General features: G+C 69.3%; 35 protein-coding genes and 1 pseudogene. 35 read left to right on the plus strand and 1 reads right to left on the minus strand.

The annotated features are described in order from the left end of the window. The first annotated feature begins 132 nt into the window (after positions 1 to 132). The 23 genes and pseudogenes from ACIQNU_RS03920 (at position 133) to ACIQNU_RS04030 (ending at position 9,927) form a co-directional block, all read left to right on the plus strand. Positions 133 to 348 carry a helix-turn-helix domain-containing protein gene (locus ACIQNU_RS03920; RefSeq protein WP_401360578.1) on the plus strand — a complete coding sequence of 72 codons (216 nt, stop codon included), beginning with the start codon at positions 133 to 135 and terminating at the stop codon, positions 346 to 348. Beyond that, a complete protein-coding gene (locus ACIQNU_RS03925) occupies positions 345 to 620 on the plus strand; it encodes a hypothetical protein (protein ID WP_401360580.1) in 276 nt (91 codons plus the stop codon). Before ACIQNU_RS03920 ends, ACIQNU_RS03925 begins: the two co-directional genes overlap by 4 nt. A gap of 112 nt (positions 621 to 732) precedes the next feature. Further along, positions 733 to 1,044 (plus strand): hypothetical protein, encoded by a 312-nt coding sequence (locus tag ACIQNU_RS03930; RefSeq protein ID WP_401360582.1) that lies wholly within the window; start codon positions 733 to 735, stop codon positions 1,042 to 1,044. Further along, on the plus strand, positions 1,041 to 1,514 hold the full coding sequence (locus ACIQNU_RS03935; protein ID WP_401360584.1) for a hypothetical protein: 474 nt from the start codon (positions 1,041 to 1,043) through the stop codon (positions 1,512 to 1,514). The genes ACIQNU_RS03930 and ACIQNU_RS03935 overlap by 4 nt, the downstream gene beginning before the upstream one ends. Then, the gene (locus ACIQNU_RS03940) at positions 1,511 to 1,924 is read left to right on the plus strand and encodes a hypothetical protein (protein WP_401360586.1); all 414 of its coding nucleotides are present in this window, start codon (positions 1,511 to 1,513) and stop codon (positions 1,922 to 1,924) included. The genes ACIQNU_RS03935 and ACIQNU_RS03940 overlap by 4 nt, the downstream gene beginning before the upstream one ends. Further along, the gene (locus ACIQNU_RS03945) at positions 1,921 to 2,160 is read left to right on the plus strand and encodes a hypothetical protein (RefSeq protein WP_401360588.1); all 240 of its coding nucleotides are present in this window, start codon (positions 1,921 to 1,923) and stop codon (positions 2,158 to 2,160) included. The genes ACIQNU_RS03940 and ACIQNU_RS03945 overlap by 4 nt, the downstream gene beginning before the upstream one ends. Next, entirely contained in the window at positions 2,157 to 2,435 is a 279-nt protein-coding gene (locus tag ACIQNU_RS03950; RefSeq protein WP_401360590.1) for a hypothetical protein, read from the plus strand. Before ACIQNU_RS03945 ends, ACIQNU_RS03950 begins: the two co-directional genes overlap by 4 nt. After that, the gene (locus tag ACIQNU_RS03955) at positions 2,435 to 2,788 is read left to right on the plus strand and encodes a hypothetical protein (protein WP_401360592.1); all 354 of its coding nucleotides are present in this window, start codon (positions 2,435 to 2,437) and stop codon (positions 2,786 to 2,788) included. Before ACIQNU_RS03950 ends, ACIQNU_RS03955 begins: the two co-directional genes overlap by 1 nt. Continuing rightward, a complete protein-coding gene (locus ACIQNU_RS03960) occupies positions 2,785 to 2,970 on the plus strand; it encodes a hypothetical protein (RefSeq protein WP_401360594.1) in 186 nt (61 codons plus the stop codon). The genes ACIQNU_RS03955 and ACIQNU_RS03960 overlap by 4 nt, the downstream gene beginning before the upstream one ends. Next, positions 2,967 to 3,311: a hypothetical protein gene (locus ACIQNU_RS03965; RefSeq protein WP_401360596.1), complete on the plus strand. Its 345-nt coding sequence runs from the start codon at positions 2,967 to 2,969 to the stop codon at positions 3,309 to 3,311. Before ACIQNU_RS03960 ends, ACIQNU_RS03965 begins: the two co-directional genes overlap by 4 nt. After that, complete coding sequence (locus tag ACIQNU_RS03970; RefSeq protein WP_401360597.1) at positions 3,308 to 3,466, plus strand: hypothetical protein; 159 nt, start codon at positions 3,308 to 3,310, stop codon at positions 3,464 to 3,466. Before ACIQNU_RS03965 ends, ACIQNU_RS03970 begins: the two co-directional genes overlap by 4 nt. Before the next feature lie 2 nt (positions 3,467 to 3,468). Next, positions 3,469 to 3,849, plus strand: a complete 381-nt coding sequence (locus tag ACIQNU_RS03975; protein ID WP_401360599.1) for a hypothetical protein — start codon at positions 3,469 to 3,471, stop codon at positions 3,847 to 3,849. Between the two features lie 164 nt (positions 3,850 to 4,013). Then, a complete protein-coding gene (locus ACIQNU_RS03980) occupies positions 4,014 to 4,712 on the plus strand; it encodes an exonuclease domain-containing protein (protein WP_401360601.1) in 699 nt (232 codons plus the stop codon). Between the two features lie 5 nt (positions 4,713 to 4,717). Next, the gene (locus ACIQNU_RS03985) at positions 4,718 to 5,545 is read left to right on the plus strand and encodes a PD-(D/E)XK nuclease-like domain-containing protein (protein ID WP_401360603.1); all 828 of its coding nucleotides are present in this window, start codon (positions 4,718 to 4,720) and stop codon (positions 5,543 to 5,545) included. A 10-nt stretch (positions 5,546 to 5,555) separates the two neighbouring features. Next, a complete protein-coding gene (locus ACIQNU_RS03990) occupies positions 5,556 to 6,530 on the plus strand; it encodes an ATP-binding protein (protein WP_401360605.1) in 975 nt (324 codons plus the stop codon). Positions 6,531 to 6,596: 66 nt separating this feature from the next. Then, entirely contained in the window at positions 6,597 to 6,854 is a 258-nt protein-coding gene (locus tag ACIQNU_RS03995) for a hypothetical protein (RefSeq protein WP_401360607.1), read from the plus strand. Then, positions 6,851 to 7,246: a hypothetical protein gene (locus tag ACIQNU_RS04000; protein ID WP_401360609.1), complete on the plus strand. Its 396-nt coding sequence runs from the start codon at positions 6,851 to 6,853 to the stop codon at positions 7,244 to 7,246. Before ACIQNU_RS03995 ends, ACIQNU_RS04000 begins: the two co-directional genes overlap by 4 nt. Beyond that, the gene (locus ACIQNU_RS04005) at positions 7,246 to 7,395 is read left to right on the plus strand and encodes a hypothetical protein (protein ID WP_401360611.1); all 150 of its coding nucleotides are present in this window, start codon (positions 7,246 to 7,248) and stop codon (positions 7,393 to 7,395) included. Before ACIQNU_RS04000 ends, ACIQNU_RS04005 begins: the two co-directional genes overlap by 1 nt. Continuing rightward, complete coding sequence (locus ACIQNU_RS04010; RefSeq protein WP_401360613.1) at positions 7,392 to 8,234, plus strand: hypothetical protein; 843 nt, start codon at positions 7,392 to 7,394, stop codon at positions 8,232 to 8,234. Before ACIQNU_RS04005 ends, ACIQNU_RS04010 begins: the two co-directional genes overlap by 4 nt. Further along, positions 8,231 to 8,815 (plus strand): annotated as a pseudogene (locus ACIQNU_RS04015) (DNA cytosine methyltransferase); the annotation flags it as partial. The gene ACIQNU_RS04010 and the pseudogene ACIQNU_RS04015, both read left to right, overlap by 4 nt. A gap of 106 nt (positions 8,816 to 8,921) precedes the next feature. Further along, entirely contained in the window at positions 8,922 to 9,593 is a 672-nt protein-coding gene (locus ACIQNU_RS04020) for a hypothetical protein (RefSeq protein WP_401362563.1), read from the plus strand. Positions 9,594 to 9,616: 23 nt separating this feature from the next. Next, entirely contained in the window at positions 9,617 to 9,775 is a 159-nt protein-coding gene (locus tag ACIQNU_RS04025) for a hypothetical protein (RefSeq protein WP_401362566.1), read from the plus strand. Continuing rightward, positions 9,772 to 9,927: a hypothetical protein gene (locus ACIQNU_RS04030; RefSeq protein WP_401360615.1), complete on the plus strand. Its 156-nt coding sequence runs from the start codon at positions 9,772 to 9,774 to the stop codon at positions 9,925 to 9,927. The genes ACIQNU_RS04025 and ACIQNU_RS04030 overlap by 4 nt, the downstream gene beginning before the upstream one ends. 58 nt (positions 9,928 to 9,985) lie before the next feature. Here ACIQNU_RS04030 and ACIQNU_RS04035 read toward each other — a convergent pair whose 3' ends face one another. After that, positions 9,986 to 10,321, minus strand: coding sequence for a type II toxin-antitoxin system prevent-host-death family antitoxin (locus ACIQNU_RS04035; RefSeq protein ID WP_401360616.1), 336 nt, complete (start codon positions 10,319 to 10,321; stop codon positions 9,986 to 9,988). Between the two features lie 126 nt (positions 10,322 to 10,447). Between ACIQNU_RS04035 and ACIQNU_RS04040 the strand changes: the two genes are divergently transcribed. The 12 genes from ACIQNU_RS04040 (at position 10,448) to ACIQNU_RS04095 (ending at position 17,053) form a co-directional block, all read left to right on the plus strand. Then, positions 10,448 to 11,215: an HNH endonuclease gene (locus tag ACIQNU_RS04040; protein ID WP_401360618.1), complete on the plus strand. Its 768-nt coding sequence runs from the start codon at positions 10,448 to 10,450 to the stop codon at positions 11,213 to 11,215. Positions 11,216 to 11,232: 17 nt separating this feature from the next. After that, positions 11,233 to 12,363, plus strand: a complete 1,131-nt coding sequence (locus tag ACIQNU_RS04045; protein ID WP_401360620.1) for an HNH endonuclease — start codon at positions 11,233 to 11,235, stop codon at positions 12,361 to 12,363. Further along, positions 12,360 to 13,106 (plus strand): hypothetical protein, encoded by a 747-nt coding sequence (locus ACIQNU_RS04050; RefSeq protein WP_401360622.1) that lies wholly within the window; start codon positions 12,360 to 12,362, stop codon positions 13,104 to 13,106. The genes ACIQNU_RS04045 and ACIQNU_RS04050 overlap by 4 nt, the downstream gene beginning before the upstream one ends. Beyond that, the gene (locus ACIQNU_RS04055; RefSeq protein ID WP_401360624.1) at positions 13,103 to 13,423 is read left to right on the plus strand and encodes a hypothetical protein; all 321 of its coding nucleotides are present in this window, start codon (positions 13,103 to 13,105) and stop codon (positions 13,421 to 13,423) included. The genes ACIQNU_RS04050 and ACIQNU_RS04055 overlap by 4 nt, the downstream gene beginning before the upstream one ends. Beyond that, positions 13,423 to 13,734 carry a hypothetical protein gene (locus tag ACIQNU_RS04060; RefSeq protein WP_401360626.1) on the plus strand — a complete coding sequence of 104 codons (312 nt, stop codon included), beginning with the start codon at positions 13,423 to 13,425 and terminating at the stop codon, positions 13,732 to 13,734. The genes ACIQNU_RS04055 and ACIQNU_RS04060 overlap by 1 nt, the downstream gene beginning before the upstream one ends. Then, positions 13,731 to 13,949 carry a hypothetical protein gene (locus ACIQNU_RS04065; RefSeq protein ID WP_401360628.1) on the plus strand — a complete coding sequence of 73 codons (219 nt, stop codon included), beginning with the start codon at positions 13,731 to 13,733 and terminating at the stop codon, positions 13,947 to 13,949. The genes ACIQNU_RS04060 and ACIQNU_RS04065 overlap by 4 nt, the downstream gene beginning before the upstream one ends. A 125-nt stretch (positions 13,950 to 14,074) precedes the next feature. Continuing rightward, entirely contained in the window at positions 14,075 to 14,200 is a 126-nt protein-coding gene (locus ACIQNU_RS04070; protein ID WP_401360630.1) for a hypothetical protein, read from the plus strand. 50 nt (positions 14,201 to 14,250) lie between these two features. Then, complete coding sequence (locus ACIQNU_RS04075; protein ID WP_401360632.1) at positions 14,251 to 14,481, plus strand: hypothetical protein; 231 nt, start codon at positions 14,251 to 14,253, stop codon at positions 14,479 to 14,481. After that, positions 14,478 to 15,059 carry a hypothetical protein gene (locus tag ACIQNU_RS04080; RefSeq protein ID WP_401360634.1) on the plus strand — a complete coding sequence of 194 codons (582 nt, stop codon included), beginning with the start codon at positions 14,478 to 14,480 and terminating at the stop codon, positions 15,057 to 15,059. The genes ACIQNU_RS04075 and ACIQNU_RS04080 overlap by 4 nt, the downstream gene beginning before the upstream one ends. Before the next feature lie 295 nt (positions 15,060 to 15,354). Further along, entirely contained in the window at positions 15,355 to 15,825 is a 471-nt protein-coding gene (locus tag ACIQNU_RS04085; RefSeq protein ID WP_401360636.1) for a hypothetical protein, read from the plus strand. Between the two features lie 90 nt (positions 15,826 to 15,915). Beyond that, positions 15,916 to 16,200: a hypothetical protein gene (locus ACIQNU_RS04090; RefSeq protein ID WP_401360638.1), complete on the plus strand. Its 285-nt coding sequence runs from the start codon at positions 15,916 to 15,918 to the stop codon at positions 16,198 to 16,200. Positions 16,201 to 16,213: 13 nt separating this feature from the next. Then, positions 16,214 to 17,053 (plus strand): hypothetical protein, encoded by an 840-nt coding sequence (locus ACIQNU_RS04095; protein ID WP_401360640.1) that lies wholly within the window; start codon positions 16,214 to 16,216, stop codon positions 17,051 to 17,053. The last annotated feature ends 3 nt before the right edge of the window (positions 17,054 to 17,056 follow it).

Genomic DNA, 17,056 nt, shown 5'->3' on the forward strand with positions numbered 1-17,056 from the left:
TTGGGTTGCATGCGACGCATGGAACTTCCCGGGCAGTAGGTGTCGTATGGGGCAATCGAGAGCTAAGAAAAAGAGCCTCAACGTAGCCGTAGGGCTTGCTCAACGTAGCCTGAGAGGGCTAAGTTTCAGAGCGTGAGACCGCACGGAGATTACATCCGCCTGAGACGGCAAGCTCTGAAAATGAGCCTCGGCACGGTGTCAACCCTTACCGGCATCAACAAGGGCCACCTCTCCCGCGTAGAACGCGGGCTCGCCGGGCTCGGCGACGACTACACCCACCTGCTCGCGGAGGTGCTCAACGTGCCCCCCAACGACATCACTCATGACACCCCCAAGGAGAAGACGTGACCGCCCCCAGGGCCAAGAAGGACGAGATCCGGGACAACATCCCGGCGCCAAGCACGCCGGAGGGCGAGCTTTTCCACTACAAGCCGGCCGAGGCCGCGAAGTGGTTGCCGTTCTCCGCTCGGAGCCTCAAGGAAATGGCTTACGCCCGACAGATCACCCACGTGAACAACGGCAACAGTGTCTGGTTCACGGGCTTGAACATTCGTGAAATCACTGCCCAGTTCACCCGTGACCCGTTCGCCGCGCCGAAGCCCGTCAAGGCCGCCGCCTAGACGGCTAAGCCCCAACCGCCGGTTTCTGGCGAGTCACCGGCAGCCGGGGCCCGCGACCCCAAGGGTCGCCGATCCACCCCCACCAGAACACACGAAACGAAAGGGGCTTCACGTGCCTCAAGTATCGCCTACCCGGACCCGCCTCACGACAGCCCGCCTGAACGCGATCCTGCGCCTGATGCGGTCCGAGGGCCCGTCGGCCGCCGAGCTGAACTCGGCGCTCAGCGACATGGTCAACGAGTACTACGCGCTCTACGAGGAGCTGCACGGTGTGCGGTCCCGACTGAATCGCGTGCTGGACATCTGCGACCGCGAGGAGCGGAACGCGATGCGCTGGGAAGACCCGATTTCGGTTCCCGAGCGGGTGGCCTCGATCCAGCGTACTGCCCTCGGCGACGACGTCCGCGACGGCGGTGCGGCGTGACCGACTACCCCGAGGTCACCGCCTGGCTGGTGAAGAAGGCCCGTGAGTTCAGGGCTGAAGGCACTCCCGCGAGCTGGGCACAAGCCGACGCGGCTGCGGGTCTCGCGTCGAAGATCGCCCGTGGCGCCGTCCGTCCGAACAACCTGAGGATGATTCCCGATCCGGGCTTCTTCGAGGCCGGTCGCACCTACGCGCACGGCGATTACCGGTTCGCCTGCGAGTACCTGACCACCCACCCGACCAGCGGACGGATCTCTGCCTGGGGCTGGTTCGGGAAGAACGACACCTGGCGGCACGCCTCATTCGGTGCCCGCCAGTACGAGGTCCGCGAGTGGGTCGACGTCACCACGGTCGGGGAGTCCCCAGCGCAGCAGCACTACGACAAGGTGCCGGATCCGGCGGACGGATGCCACTGGTGCGCGTGCGGTAACCGCTGGCCCTGCAAGGACGCCAAGGCGGTGGCCGCGTGAACGCCGCCGAGTTCAACGCCCGCTACCCGGTGGGCACCCCGGTTCTCGCGTACCCCGGCGTCCGTCCGGAGGACGACCAGAACGCCGAGCGGCTCATCACCCGCACCCGTAGCAAGGCCGAGGTCCTCGGCGGCCACACCGACGTCGTCTGGGTCGACGGGCACGGCGCCTGCATCGCCCTCACCCACGTCGACCCGTTGCCGCTCTGGGGCGGCGGCCCGGAGGCGCGCGCAGCCCGGAACGTGCCAGACAATCCGCGCGAGCTGTGCCGGAAGTTCCAGCCGAAGCCGGAGCCGTCCGAGTTCTGGTGCGCCAACTGCGGCTGGAACGAGCCCATGCACGACAACGAGGCCACGCGTGGCGCAATCGCCGAGGCGTTGAAGTGGCTCCCCCAGGAGGTGGCCCGGTGACGCGCCCGATCTCCGACCTGGATGTCCCGTTGTCGACGCTGCGGGAGCAGATGACCGCGCTCGTCGCCCGGCAGCAGCAGGACGTGTCCGTGGACCGGCTGCGGCGGCTGCTGGCAGAGCAGGCCCACCAGGTCGACACCTCCGACACGGCATACGCCCGCCTCGCATGCGATCACCCCGAGGCGTGCTCCTGCGACGCCGACTACCCCAACTGGACTCCCGGGAGCACGACATGACCGCACCCACCTCCCCGCGCCTCCTGGACGCCGCACTCCTGGATGCCGCCCTGGCCGACGCACGCGAGCAGTTGGCATCGGCGCAGACGACCAGCATCCACGACCACGTTGCGCTCATCCGATCCCACACGGCTCTGAAGTCCAGCCTGGACCGGATCCTGTGGACCCTCGACGCGGAGAACGACGAGCCGGATGTGGCCGCGCAGGTCGACGCCGAAGACGGCGTCACCCGGCCCGCATACCGCCGCTACCGGCGTGACGAGGCGGTGGCGTGATGGCGACCGAGGCTCGTTCCGACCATACCCGGAAGGCGTCAGCGGGCCGCCGCCGCCGGCACACGACGCAGTTGCCGCACCGGATCGCCCAGATCGCCCCAGATGCGGCCTCGATCCTGCTGATGTCCATGTGGACGGACAGCGCCGGCCCTGCTGGACGGAAGTTCCTCGCCGTCGCTCGGGCCGGTGACGGAACGCAACTGCCGCTCCCGCCGGGCGGATCCCGCGACATCGCCTCCCTCGTGCAGGGCGCCTTCCCGACGGCGGACTGGAACCGCACCCAAACCTGGTACGCGGCCACCAACACGCTCACCCCGTGGCAGGCCGACCAGAGCCACCGGGAGGCGTCGTGAGCATCCTCGACCTCCCGCCCACCCCGGACACCGCCGACCCGGTCGTCCTGCCCGGCCTCCTCTCCGGCCTCGGCATCACCAAGAGCCGTGTCCCGGAATGGATCACCGACCCCGGCCTGATCGCGTCCATCGAAGCCGGACTCATCGACATCCCCGATGAGCTGGTGGGGGAGGGGACATGACCACCGCCTGTGTCGACTGCCGCGACATCGCCGACAACCGGTCCTGGGCCCTCCAAGCTCTTGGCCACCCGGATTGCGTGACAGCGATCCGCGCCGAACGCATCGCTGCTCGCACGTTCTGGATCCGCATCAACCCGCATGGCTGCGTGGTGGGTTCGGCCCTCGGTGACTACGTCGGGCTGCTCGCCGAGGACGCGCACAAGCAGTTCACGCCTCGGGTCCGTGACCGACGCCGCGAGGCATCGGAGGGCTACCGGCACGAGCTGGTCACCCACGCCGAGTGGAAGCAGCGCGCCGAACTCTGTCTGCTCGGCCGCTGCGAACACCGGGCCGCGTCGTGACGGCCCCGGAGCTGATCGCCATCGGGATCGGCCTGATCGCCGCCGGGCTCCTCACCGCCACCTACCACCCGACACCCGACCCCGACACGGCCACCGCCTGCGACGACTGCCACGGGCGGCCCGACCCGAACCACTGCACCTGCGTTGGGAGCTGAGCATGAGCACCGCCACCAGATCGACCGGTAAGCACACCGCCACCTACTTCGGACTGCGCGAACGGGATGCCCACGCCGTGCTGGTACGCGGATGCCGGGACGCCATCCTCGTCGCGCAACTCCGCGCCGAACTCGCCGCAGTGACAGCAGCGAACGAAGAGTGGCGCCGCGCAACGATCCGCGCCAAGGCCGAACAGCAGCGGCTCCGGCAGGCCGTCATCAACGCCCGCCCCCGCATCACCACCGTGCCGACCGCCCTCGTCCGCCCGTACTCGCCCGTCGTCGTCCTGCCCTACGTGCCGCCAGTCCCGCACCGCGACACCAGCAACGACACCACACAGGCACTCCCCATCCTCGACCAGCCCAGCTACCAGGCCGCCTGAACCCGCCGCCGCGCCGGATGCCACCCGGCCGGCGAGGCGGCGCCCAACAACCACAGACCGGCGGCGCGTCGAGACCCCCGACTCCGCGCCGCCCCAAGGGCCAGCTCCCCGGGGCCCCCGCCTGGGGAGCTGGCCCTCATCAACCACACCCGAAAGCGAGAACCATGAGCACCGAAAGCACCACAAAGCCCGCACCGCCACTGGTGTTCTGCGACACGGAAACCACGGGCCTGGACCCGGTCATGCACGACGCGTGGGAGTTCGCGCTGATCGTCCGCCGCGACGGCCAGGACATCGAGCACACCTTCCAAATCCGGCCCGACCTCACCAACGCCGAACCGAAGGCACTGGAGATCAACCGGTACCACGAGCGGACCAGCACACCCGGGTGGACATGGGACGACCCGCACACCGCGGCGACCCGCATGTACCACCTCCTCAACGGCGCCGTCCTCATCGGCTCCAACCCCAGCTTCGACGCCGACATGATCCGCAACCTGTTCGCCCGCTACTACGAAGTCGCCAAGCCCTGGCACTACCGCACCATCGACACCACAACCCTCGCCGTCGGCGCCCTCTACGGACGGGCCAGCGAATGGACCCACAAGGACTGCGACGCCACCTGGTACGACAAGGTCACCAAGGCCATCGGCTGGCCCTGGAAGTCCTACGAAGTCTCCAGGCACGTCGAAATCGACCCGCCAGCGAAGGACGTCGCGCACACCGCGCTTGGTGACGCCCGCTGGGCCCGCGACGTGTGGGACGCCGTCACCACCCCCGACGCCTTCTACGCCGCCTCCGACGAGCAACTCGCGCAGATGGCAGGCGAGTCGCTCTCCCGTACCCACGGCGGTGCCCAGTGACCGCCGTGGCGGAGGCGCCGGCCGAGGTGGAGCCGGGTCTGTACAACGTTGACGCCGAGACCTACCACTCCGACCCGATCCCGGGCGGCAGCCTCTCCTCCACCGGCGCCCGGAAGCTCGTCAAGGACTGCCCTGCCAAGTTCAAGCACTGGCTCGACAACCCCGAACCGCCGAAGAAGGCCCTCGACCTCGGCACCGCGGCCCACCGGCTCGTCCTCGACGACGGACCCGAACTGATCCTCATTGACGCCCCGCGCTGGGACACAAACGCCATCAGAGCCGAGGTCGCTGCGGTCCGCGCCGAGGGCAACATCCCGCTCAAGCGGCCCGAGCTGGAGCAGGTCGAAGCCATGGCCGCCGAACTGAGGAAGGACCCGGAGGCATCCCGTCTCCTTGAGCCCGGCTCCGGAGTCGCCGAGCAGTCCGCGCTCTGGGAGGACAACAGCGTCTGGCGGCGGGCCCGCTTCGACTGGCTCCGCAACGACGGCCAGCTCGTCGACTACAAGTCGGCTCGCTCCTGCCGCCGCGAAGACCTGGAGAAGGCATTCCACGAGCACGGATACCCCCAGCAGCAGGACTGGTACGAAGCCGCCGGCTCCGCCCTCGATCTGATCGACCCCGAGCGGCCCATGCAGTTCGTGCTCCAGGAGAAGGAACCGCCGTACCTCGTCGTCGTGACGACGTGCGACCCGATGGCCCGCGGTATCGGCCGCCACCTCAACGAGGTCGCCCTCAACACCTACGCCATCTGCCGCGAGCGCGGCGAGTGGCCCGGCTACCTCCCCAATCCGATGATCTCGCTCCCCGCCTGGGTTGAGCGCCAGTACGCCTAGGAGAACCCGCATGAATCAGCCCCTCGGCCAGCCCGTCCGTGCCGGACGGCAAAACCAGCAGACCGACGACTACGAGGACGGCGCGTTCGCCTTCCGCCCCGCCACCAAGGACAAGGCCAAGGCCCGTGTCGCCGTCCAGGGCGTCTCCGGCTCCGGCAAGACCTGGACCGGCCTGTCCATCTCCCAGGGACTCGCCGAAGGCCAGCGGTTCGCCGTCATCGACACCGAACGCGGCGCCGCCTCCCTGTACGTCGGCATCAACGGCATCCAGTTCGACGTCCTACAAATGAACCGCTACGACCCCCGCGACCTCGTCAAAGCCCTCGCCGCCGCAGCCCAGCACAACTACCCAGTCGTCATGGTCGACAGCCTCTCCCACTTCTGGAAAGGCACCGACGGCACCCTCCAGCAGGTCGACAAGGCCAAGACCCGCTACGGCGGGAACTCCTTCGCAGGCTGGAAGGAGGGCACGCCCATGCAGAACGACATGATCGAAGCCCTCCTCGCCTACCCCGGGCACGTCGTCGTCACGATGCGCTCCCACACCGAGTGGGTTCTGCAAGAGAACGACCGGGGGCGCAAGGAGCCCGTCGCGATGGGGATGCGCGCCGAGCAGCGCAAGGGCGTCGAGTACGAGTTCGGACTCGTCTGCTCCATGGACATCGACAACACGCTCACCGTCCTGAAGTCCCGCTGCCCCGACCTGCACCGCAAGGTCATCAAGGAGCCGACCGGGGCAATCGACGTGGCCAAGCCGCTCCTCGACTGGCTCAACGATGGCGCCGAAGCAGTCGACGCCTCCGCGTGGATCGATGCCGCGACCGCCGCCGAAGCGACCCCGGAAAGCTTGCTGGCCACGTACCGGGACGCCGAGTCCCATGGCGCCCTCGCCACCCCGCTGCTCCATCCGCAGACCGGCCAGCCGACCAGCCTCGGCGCCTTCATCAAGGAGCGCGGCACCGCGCTCAAGAACGCCCAGCAGTAGCCCACCCCGATCGGGAGCCGCTCGCACTCGTATTGCGAGCGGCTCCCAGAACCAGGAGACCACACCGTGACAGGACCCGAGCACTACCGCGAGGCCGAACGCCTCCTCGGCCAGGCCACTGACAACGACGGCGACGTCCAGACGGATGACCGGATGACCACCAACATCCTGGCCGCCGCCCAGGTCCACGCGACTCTCGCCCTCGCCGCCGTGACCGCAGGCCAGCAGGTCAGGCCCGGCAAGCCAAGCGCCGACCGTGACGCTTGGGCCGCTGCCGCTATCGCCCCGGAGCCGGACTACGACGTGACGAGGAGCGTCTGGTGACCTACATACAGCCCGCGTTCGACGGCGCCGAACTCGCCGCCCCCGCCCCGGCGAAGTCCCGCCGCCGCATCGACGACTACGAAGCCTGGGTCGACGAAGTCTGGAAAACGTTCGTTGCCGCCGCAGACAGCGGCCAGCCGTTCACCGTCGACCAGATCGCCCGCAGGCACCGGCTCCCCGACCCGCCGCAGCCCAAAACGCAGTGGGGGAGGCTCCCTGGCCGGCTCCTCAACGACGGGATCATCCGGCATCACGGCTACGGCGGCTCCGCACGCGCCAGGCAGTCCCTCGTCCACGTATGGATCGGCGTCCCCATCGGCCAGCGGCAAGCCGTAGCGCTCGCTCGCCGCGAGGCCCGCGCTGCCGCCCGAGCCGAGAAGCGGGCCGCCTGATGGACCTCGTCAACCACATCAACCTCGGCCTGATCTGGCTCGCCGCGAGCGCCGCCTTCGCCGTCGGCGCCGGAATCGGCGCACTCGCCAACCGCCTCCGCCACGGGGCCGATGGCACCACGCGACAGGACCGGAAGGAGCAACCGTGACCACCGCTGTCCGCGAAGCCCCCCACCACCGCACGCTCACCTGCTACGTCAACTACGGCTGCCGCCTCCCCGAATGCGCCGAACGGTACAGGGAGTGGAACCGCAACCGGACCCGCGCCAAGCGGGCCGGCCAGTGGCAGCCCCACGTCGACGCCGAACCCGTCCGCCAGCACCTCCGCACGCTCAAAGAGCACGGCATCAGCATCCGGCAGGCAGCGACCCTCGCAGGCGTCCGCGGCTGCTCCCTCCACCCCCTCTTCCACCGCCCCGTCCGACACACCGTCCGCCCCGAGATCGCCGCCGCCGTCCTCGCCATCGACCCGGCCAACACGGCACCCACCTACATCGACCCCACTGGAACCGGGCGCCGCATCGAGGCACTCGTCGCCGACGGGTGGCCCATGGCACACCTGGCCGACCACATCGGGGTCTACCACACCTACGTCCACGCGCTCACCCAGCGCAGCCACAACGGCCAAAAGGTACGGGCCACCACCGCCGCGAAAGTCTCCGACGCCTTCGACCGGCTCGCCACCACCAAACCGGCCCGACACGGCGTCAACCCGAAACACTTCAAGCAGTCCCGCAACATGGCCGCCTCACGACAGTGGCCGCCCACCGCCTACTGGGCGGATCGTATGGACGTCATCGACGACCCTCACTTCCGGCCCGAGTACAAGAAGCTCCGCGCCGAGATCATCGCTGAAGAAGCCCACTGGCTCATCACTGCGGGGCGGCTCAACCGGGAACAGGCCGCAGACCGCCTAGGCGTCTCCCTCTTCTCCATCGACCGGGCACTCCGCGAACACCCCCAGGACCAAATGGAGGTGGCGGCATGAGCTACCGCATCGGATCCCTGTTCACCGGCACCGGGGCCTTGGACCTGGCCGCGATGGACGTCTTCGACGCCGAGGTGGTCTGGCACTCGCAGTTCGAACCGCCGGACAAGAACGGCAAGGAGGACAAGCACCAGTATGCGGCGAAGATACTGGCCCGGCACTGGCCCACCGTGCCGAACTTGGGCGACATCACAACCGTCGACTGGTTGTCCGTCATCGAGGAGCACGGGCCCGTCGACATCCTCACAGGCGGGTTCCCCTGCCAGGACGTGTCTTCCGCCGGAATGCGAGCCGGCCTGACCGCCGACTCCCGGTCCGGCCTGTGGGCCCACATGGCCCGCGCTATCCATGAACTGCGACCCCGTCTGGTGGTGATCGAAAATGTCGAAGGGCTCCTCTCGGCGGAAGCTGACCGTGGACTGGAATCCGGAACTGAGGCTGTGGACCAGGACGCCGGAACAGGACGGGTTCTTCGAGCTCTTGGAGCCGTTCTCGGAGACCTGGCCAGCCTCGGGTTCCATGCGGAGTGGGCGCGCGTGGCAGCGTCGGAGGTCGGCGCTCCCCACGCCCGGAAGCGGGTCTTCGTCTACGCCTGGCCGGCTGCTGTCGACCCCGGTCGCCTCGGACGGTGGGACGGACCGCGGGTCCTCGGCGGGCTGGGGGCTGCGGGACGAGACGCGGAAGCTGTTGCCGACGCCGCGGACCTCGGACACGAACGGGGCCGGAGTGCACGGGACGGGCGGCCCGGACCTGCGGACGGCGATCTCGCTGCTGCCGACGCCGGCCGCGCGGGACTGGAAGTCGGGGGAGTCGAACCTGATGGACCGGAACTCCCGGCCGCTGAACGAGGTCGTCGTGAACCTGCTGCCGACCCCGACGGCGTCGAACCCGAACGACGGGGAGTCGCTGGAGTCCTGGGAGGCCAGGCGGCAGCGGAACCTGGCGAAGGGCATCAACGGGAACGGTCAGGGGACGCCGCTCGCGATAGCCGTGAAGCTGCTGCCCACGCCGACGGCATCGTTCCCGGGCACGACGGCGAACTTCCGTCCGGACGGGACGCCGTACAGCGAGGGGTACGGGATGACGCTCCTCGATGCGGTACGGCTCCTGCCGACGCCCAGGGCGACGGACGGAACGAAGGGCGGCCCGAACCAGCGCGGCAGCAAGGGCGACCTGATGCTGCCGAGCGCGGCGGCGCAACTCCTTCCGGCGCCAGCGGCGGACGGCGAGAGGACGTCCTCGAGCTACGGCCGGGGCAACCCGACCTCGACTGGGGCGATTACGAACCCGCCATCCGACGCTGGGAAGCCGTCCTCGGACGACCCGCACCCTGGCCAACCGACGCTCTGGGACGACTGAGCCCCGTCTTCACCGAATGGCTCATGGGCCTCCCCGACGGCTGGGTCACCGACACCCCCGGCCTCACCCGGCCCGCCATGCTCCGCGCCCTCGGTAACGGCGTCGTCCGGCTCCAAGCCGCCACCGCCATCCGACTCCTGCACGGCCGCGCCGTCCACGACGGCGAGCAGGCCGCCGCATGAGCTGCACAACCGGCAAGCGCCGCTACCGGGACCGTATCGGCGCCCAGCTCGCCCTCGCCGTCATCCGGCGCCGCAGCAACCAGCGGCGACGCGAAACCCGCGCATACCGGTGCGGCGCCTGCAACGGATGGCACCTCGCCAGCAAGCCCTGACACACGACAAAGCCCCGCCATGTGGCGGGGCCAAGGAGGAGAGGAGCAAGACGTGACGTCAGAGGAGCAGATGGTATGCCCCGCCTTCCAGCACCTCGTGCAACTCGGGATCCTTCTCGGCGACGCGAGCAGCGAACTTCGGGTCCTGGAAGAGCGTGTCCAGCTTGCGCACCAACTCGGCGAAGGCCCGCTCCTTCTCGCTCTGATTGTTGACCCGGTCGAACATCGCCGGCGTCACAACGTATGCGCGGCGTTCACCACGCTCCGTGAACGCTCCAGGCCGTCCGTCCTCACGGACCCCGCGGATGAGGCGGGTCAGTTGCGCACGCGCCTCGGTCATCGACACCTCGGCGACGCCGTCCTCCGCGATCTGAATGCCCTGGTCAGCAGCCATGGCAAGAGTGTAAGTCATTTCCAATCCTTCCAATCTGACCAATCTTTAAAGTATTGTGGCAGGTGCGACCCGGCACCGCCAGACGCCCTTGCTTCCGCATGTCCAAGCTCACCGAAAGAAGCCCCGATGGCCGTCTCCAAGCGCCTCCGGTACGAGATCCTCCGGCGGGACAACCACGCCTGCCGCTACTGCGGCGCCACGGCCCCACGGGTCAAGCTCAACGTCGACCACGTCATCCCGACGTCCCTCGGCGGCAGCGACAAGCCTGACAACCTCGTCACTGCCTGCGTGGAATGCAACAGTGGCAAGACCAGCAGCCTGCCCAACGCGGAACCCGTGGCTGACGTTGAACAGACGACGTTCCGGCGAGCAGACGAGCTTAAGCGTGCTGTTGCGCAGCCGATCGGAAATGACATCCAGATCGCCTTCCATGCTCACCTGATCGCGGTGTGGCAGTGGGCCTGGGGTAAGCGCACTCACACCGAACCGACCGAGGAGGAAGCACAGGAAGCGTTCGAGGGGTTGGCTCTCCTCGCCGACGGATCAGACTTCACGTCCGACCGCCTCACGGAGATCGCGTTCAAGGCGGGTTCGGCACGCTCCACCGACATCACGCGCTTCATCGAACCTCAGTTGAGCAACGAGCAGTTCTCCCTCGGCGCCGACGCGGTGAACCGCTGGTCGACCAGTTGGGAAGCGGCCAGCCAGGACGTCCAGCCTTCGATGGACGAGCTGGCCGAATTCTGTGACGACCTCCACCACCTCGTCCTCCTCCTGGACGCCACCGCCCAGCGAGACACGGTCATGGCCGCAGCAGCCCGAGCGGGTCAGGCGCGGGATACCAGCATCACCCGCCACCTGTCGGCACTCCGCACCGTGGGCGGTGAGAGCTAGTGCCTCGCATCCGGACCGTGAAGCCCGAGTTCTGGGAGGACGAACTCCTCGGCGTCATGCCGCGTGACGCCCGGCTGCTGTTCATCGCCACGTTCAACATGGCGGACGACGAGGGGATCCTTCGTTGGACGCCGGCCTACATCAAGGCCCAGGCGTTCATGTACGACGACGACCTGACCATCGGTGATGTCGGCAAGCTCATGCAGCGCCTCACCGACGCGGGCCTCGTCTTCCCGTTCATCGGTGGAGTGGCCCGGCAGCAGATGGCTCTCGTCGTCAACTTCCGCAAGCACCAGCGCATCAACCGGCCTCAGAAGAGCAAGCTCCCGCCACCCTCACTGAGCGCCTGGCAGACCCGCGAAATGTATGCCCGCCGGGACGGCTGGACGTGCCAACTGTGCGGCAGCGAGATCCCGCGACGGATCGTCAGCAACGACGACCACAACCTGGCCGTCGACCACATCCGTCCGGTCGCCGCAGGGGGTACGGACCACCCCTCCAACGTTCGTGCCGCGCACCAGGCGTGCGAGCGGAGCCGTCGCGGCTCACGGGATGGGGAGGAGTTCATTCCGCCCGCAAGTCTCGCCGGGCTTGAAGGTTCACTGAACGATTCACTGAACCGTTCAGTGAATGACTCCGTGAACGAATCTGACGCTGAGTTCAACTCGGGGTGCCAGACAGATACGGACAGTGAGATTTCTTCACTGAACCATTCACTGACGGAAGGGAAAGGAAGGGAAGGGAAAGGAAGGGAAGGGAACACCCCCCTACCCCCCGGTGATCGGCATGGTGAGCCCGCCGTCGTGCAGACGGAAAGGGCGCTCCCAGACCGCATGACCGACGCCTTCCTCGAACGCTTCGCCCGCGGCAACTCCTACAAGCGCCGCCAAGTGCGAACCACCATCGCCGACGCCCTCGCCAACGACACCGACTCCAGCGAGCTATGGCGCGCTCTCGAACAGCTTGGCGAGACCAGCAAGCCGGTCACCGCCAACACCCTCCAGTTCGCCTTCTCCAAGATCCGCAATCACGCAGGCGCCAGCAACGTCATCGCTCTCCCTTCCGGCCCGCACCTGCCCGGCCCGGACACGAACCTCGCCGGCTGGGCCGCCGTGGCCGCCTCCTTCGACTCCGAGGACTCCGCATGAACCCACGAGAAGCAGCCGAACTGCTCGGCCACTGCGCCATGTTCGACAACCGAAAGCCCAGCCAGGGAGCCGCAGTGGCTTGGGCCTCCGCCCTCCACGACGTGCCGCTGGACGCGGATGCCAAGGCCGCTGTTGCCGCCTACTACTCGACGCCGCCGCAGGATCCGAACGCGAAGCTGTGGATCCTGCCGCACCACGTCCGCACCCTCCGGGCGAAGATCCGCGACGCCCGGCTGGAGAACTTCCGGTACGAGCCGCGCCCCGACGAGACGGTGGGGGAGTTCCTCGCCCGCTACAAGGGCCAGGTCGCCGCCATAGCCTCCGGCCGTGTCGCCCCACCCACCGACCGTCCCGCGCTCGAAGGCGGCCCCTCCAGGGAGTTCGTCGCCGAACTTGACGCCCGCGGCTGGGAAATCGGCCGCGACGTTCCCAGCGCCGAAGCGCTCACCGACACCGTCCGCCGCGCCGGCCCCCTCGGCGTTGAATGCCCGGCCTGCCACGCGGCGATCGGAAAGCCGTGCAAGACGCCGGGCGGCACCGACAAGCAGCCGCTGGGCAAGACCCGCACCAAGCCGCACAGCGCCCGCCTGCGGGCCGCCAATGGCGAACGGGAGGCCACCGTCGAGGAGCGGGCCGCCGAGGAGCAGCGGATCCGTGCCATGTCGGCCCGCCACCTCGCCCGTGAGCAAGCCGACGCCGACATCCCCGACGCCGTCATCGTCGACGAGGAGGCCGCGTCGTGACCGGTGATTGGGAGCCAGAGGCCGATGACGTCAAGGCCATGCGGCGGGAGAACGGCGGCCAGGACTTCCGGGCCTTCATGCGGCAGCAGATCGCTACCGGCAATGCCCGCCGCGGCGGCACGCCGAAACCGGTGGACCTGAAGCCACCCGGCCACAAACCGGGCGCATGGCCCACCGGCACCAGCCCGCCCGGCCCGCCGCCCGAACGGTCGATACCGAAACCCATCTGGGATGCGGCCATCCGCCACTACCGCAACGAAGAGCACCGACCCGACCAGCCCTGCGACTGCGGCAACTGCCCACCCGAGGAGACCTGATGACTCTGCACGCCGGTGCCCCGATGCCCGACAGCCTCCGCCACTTCATGCGCGCCAACCACCACCCCGCCCGCTCTGTGCCCTGCCCCCACTGCGGCGCCACCGCCCACAAACCGTGCCGCCTCCGCACCAGCAACCGATTCCTCACCCAACCCCACCCCCAGCGCGTATCCGCATGGGCCCGCACTGTCGCCTGCTGCCCCACCTGCCAAGTCACCCCCGAAGTGCCCTGCCACCACGACGGCCGCGCCCTCCCCAGCGGCAGCGTCCACGCCGCCCGCTACCAGGAAGCCGAGACCACCGCCGCATGACGCCCTACGAGCGCCTGATGGCCGAGGCCCTACCCACCGGCACCTTCGGCCACGCCGACCGTGCCCATCCCCGCCGCCCCACCGAACCCGCCTCATGGTGGACATCCGAAGAGCAGGCCGCCCACGTCGCCACCCTCGAAGCCGAACTGGACCAGATCGAAGCCCGCGGCACCGGCAAACCGCGACTCCGGATCATCAACGGGGAGGCGGCATGAGCCCTGGTGAGAGGGACCGGTGTCCCCCGGGGTCGCGCCCCCGCACCGGTCTCGTAGCAGGTCAGGGGTGGTGTGCGGCGTGTGGCCGGCGTCTGCTGCGCCCGTCGCCGTCCGGGCTGGGTCCGGTGTGTGCCCGGCGCCTCCGTGTCTCCCCGGCCGCGAACGTGGCGGCCCGAGCCTCGCCCGCCGCTCCTGTCCCGCTGATCGAGGGGCAGACCGAACTGCCGCTCGACGGGCTGCCGACCGCCTGACCGCATCCGGATACAGCCGCCAACACGACCGCCACCCAACAGGAGAAATCATGCGCAGCACCCGAAACACCACCACCCAGACCACCTGCGACTACGAGGCCAGCGACTGCACCCGCTGCGACACCTACATGGTCACCGCGTCCCAGACGCTCACCGCCGAGACGCGTGCCGCCCGACACCGGGAGGACCTGGCCGCCGACGGATGGACGGACCACGAGGGCCGCGACTACTGCCCCGACCACCCGGTGGGCGGTTGCGCCACCTCTGCTGTCCGGCCGTGACCGACATGCCTGCACTCACCCACCACAGCCTGGAGACCACCGTGACCGACCGACTCACCGACCAGCAGCAGACCCCCGCCGAAATCCGCCTCGCCCAGTACGGCGAGCGCACCAGCACCTGGTCCACCGCGACCTACAACGACGGCACCGAGAAGGCGCTGCACGAGATCGCTCTGGGCTTGAAGACGGAGATCGACCGCCTGCGCGAGCAGCGCCGCTACCTGATCGACCAACTGACCAAGAAGGACACCGCGTCCGGGGCAGGCGACAGGGCACTGCGGGAGTTCCTCGGCGGCAAGCCTGCTGCCGAGCCGGACATTGCGGCAGCCGACAACCCCACCCCGCTGCATTGGGGCCTGAACGACGTCCTGTGGGGCGACGACGACACCGTCACCGTGCTCCTGTCCGGACCCGCTCGCGAGCCGTACTGGCTGGAGCTGGACCCTGAGCGCGCCGCTGTGCTCCGCGAGGACCTTGCCGGGCCGGCCGCCGAGGAGGCGCACGTGGTGGCCGACGGCTCAGCCGCCCCCGATTCCGTGGAGGACTGCCCCGGCTGCGTTAAGGCGGTGCAGGGGTGAGCGTCCACACGATGGGCGTAGAAGTCGCCTGCGATGGGCCCGACGGCCAAACCGATTGCCCAGACAGTGCCGCAGTCCGGGCCGCGCCTAGGTCGATGACGGCCCGCCAGGTTCGCGCTGACGGCCGCGCCGACGGGTGGGCCGTGCGTCGCGTTCCTGGCGCACTTCGCGATGTCTGCCCCGCCTGCCGCTCCGGTACGGCGCTGTGACTGCCCACCCCACCCACAACCGGCCCGGCGACTGCCACCGCCGCCCCCTACCGTCACAAAGTGCCGTAAAGCAGAAGGAATTGACCATGACCGACCGCACTTTTCCCCACGACACGTACATCACCGCCGTCGTCAACACCCTCACCGACGTCGGCCTCGACCCCGCCGACATCACCCTCGACGACTGCGACACCCGCGGCAGCCACTGCTACCTGCGAGCCTGTCTCCACTTCACCCCTGAGGACACCTACGGCGTGGATGCGGCGCGCTGGCCGGACGGGCTGCTCCTGATCTGGGAGTGGCACCCCGGCATCGAGGCGGGCGAGGCCGAGCGCGGCCCGGTGTGGCTATGGGCGAAGTGCCTGCCGGACGGCTCCAACGGTGAGCCGGCAGCGATGCCTGTCCCGGGGGCCGCCAATCCGGTCCAGGTCGCGTTCGCCCTGGCGGAGCTGATCAACAAGGGCGAGCCGGGGCGGCGGCGGATCGGGCTGTGGAACGGCGCCGCCGTGCTGGACGCGGCGTGCGAGGCGTGGGGTACCGCCGAGGGCTCCGAGTAGCCACCCATGACCGCCCTCAACCGGCCCGGCGGTGGAGATAGCACCGCCGGGCCGGCGCCCCGACCCTCCCACACCCGAATGGAGTTGACCATGACCCGCTTCAACCACCTCGGTGCCGACGAGGCGCAGGCCATCCGTGATGCCAGCGCCCGCCTCGCGGAGATCGACAACCTGCGCACCACCAGCTCCCTCCGTGAGGTGCTGCTCGACCTCAGCTGCGCGCTGGCCAGCCTCGCCGGGCCGGTCGGCGTGCTCACCGACGAGTGGATCGCCGAGCGCGGCGGCGTGGACGTACCGCCGGCCGAGGAGCTGCCGGATACCGACGTCCTGGTCGCTCTCGCCGCGAACCTCCGTCACCTCGCCGACAACACCTGACCTGGAGTTCACCGTGACCGACCTGACCGAGACCGCCCGCGTGCTGCTGCGTGATGCCGAGTCGTACCTGTCCGCCCTGCACGGCTCCGTCGCCCGGCACGACAACCTCGGCGTCAACCTGGGCTGTGCGGGCTGCGAGCTGCGGGACCGGATCGCCGAGGTGCTGCCGACGCTCGCCGTGCAGCCGTCTGCGGACCGGGCCGACCTCCGCGACCGCGTTGCCGCCGCGATCTGCGAGCGGCAGAACCCCGGCCGCCGCTACGCCGACTGCGAGCACCCGTGGCAGGCCGATGCGGAAGCCGACGCCGACGCGGTACTGGCCGTGCTGCCTGCCGACGGCACGTGGGACTCCCTGGTCCGCGAGACCGGTCGGCTCCGCTGTGAGGGCGCGGCTCTCCGGGACCGCGCGGCCGAGGTCGACGCCCGGGTGGCTGGCTTGCGGCGGCAGGTCGACGCCGACCGGGCCGCCGTGCTGAGCTGGGCTGCCTGCATCGCCGAGCAGATGATGGACGAGCGCTACGGACCCGACTGCTCCTACGCCATCGGCGGTCTGGACGTGGCCCGGGAGCTGCGCCGTCTGGCTGGCGAGGCGCAGCAGGCCGAGCCTGAGCCGCTGCTCCCGCCCGAGACCACGTGGCGCGTCGAGACCCGTTGGCACACCGGTGAGTGGCGCACCACCGGCCGCTCCTGGGACAGCGACCGGGACTGGGTGGTCGAGGGCTACGAACGCGCCACCGGCCGCCCCGGGGTCCGCGCGTACCGCCTGGTGCGGGCCACCACCACGTTCACCGTCGAGTCCGAGAGCCTGCCTGCCGTGTCCGGGGCTGCTGCCGCGCCCGAGACGGAGGCGTGACCC

Source organism: Streptomyces sp. NPDC091292 (assembly GCF_044757265.1).
Taxonomy (GTDB): Bacteria; Actinomycetota; Actinomycetes; order Streptomycetales; family Streptomycetaceae; genus Streptomyces.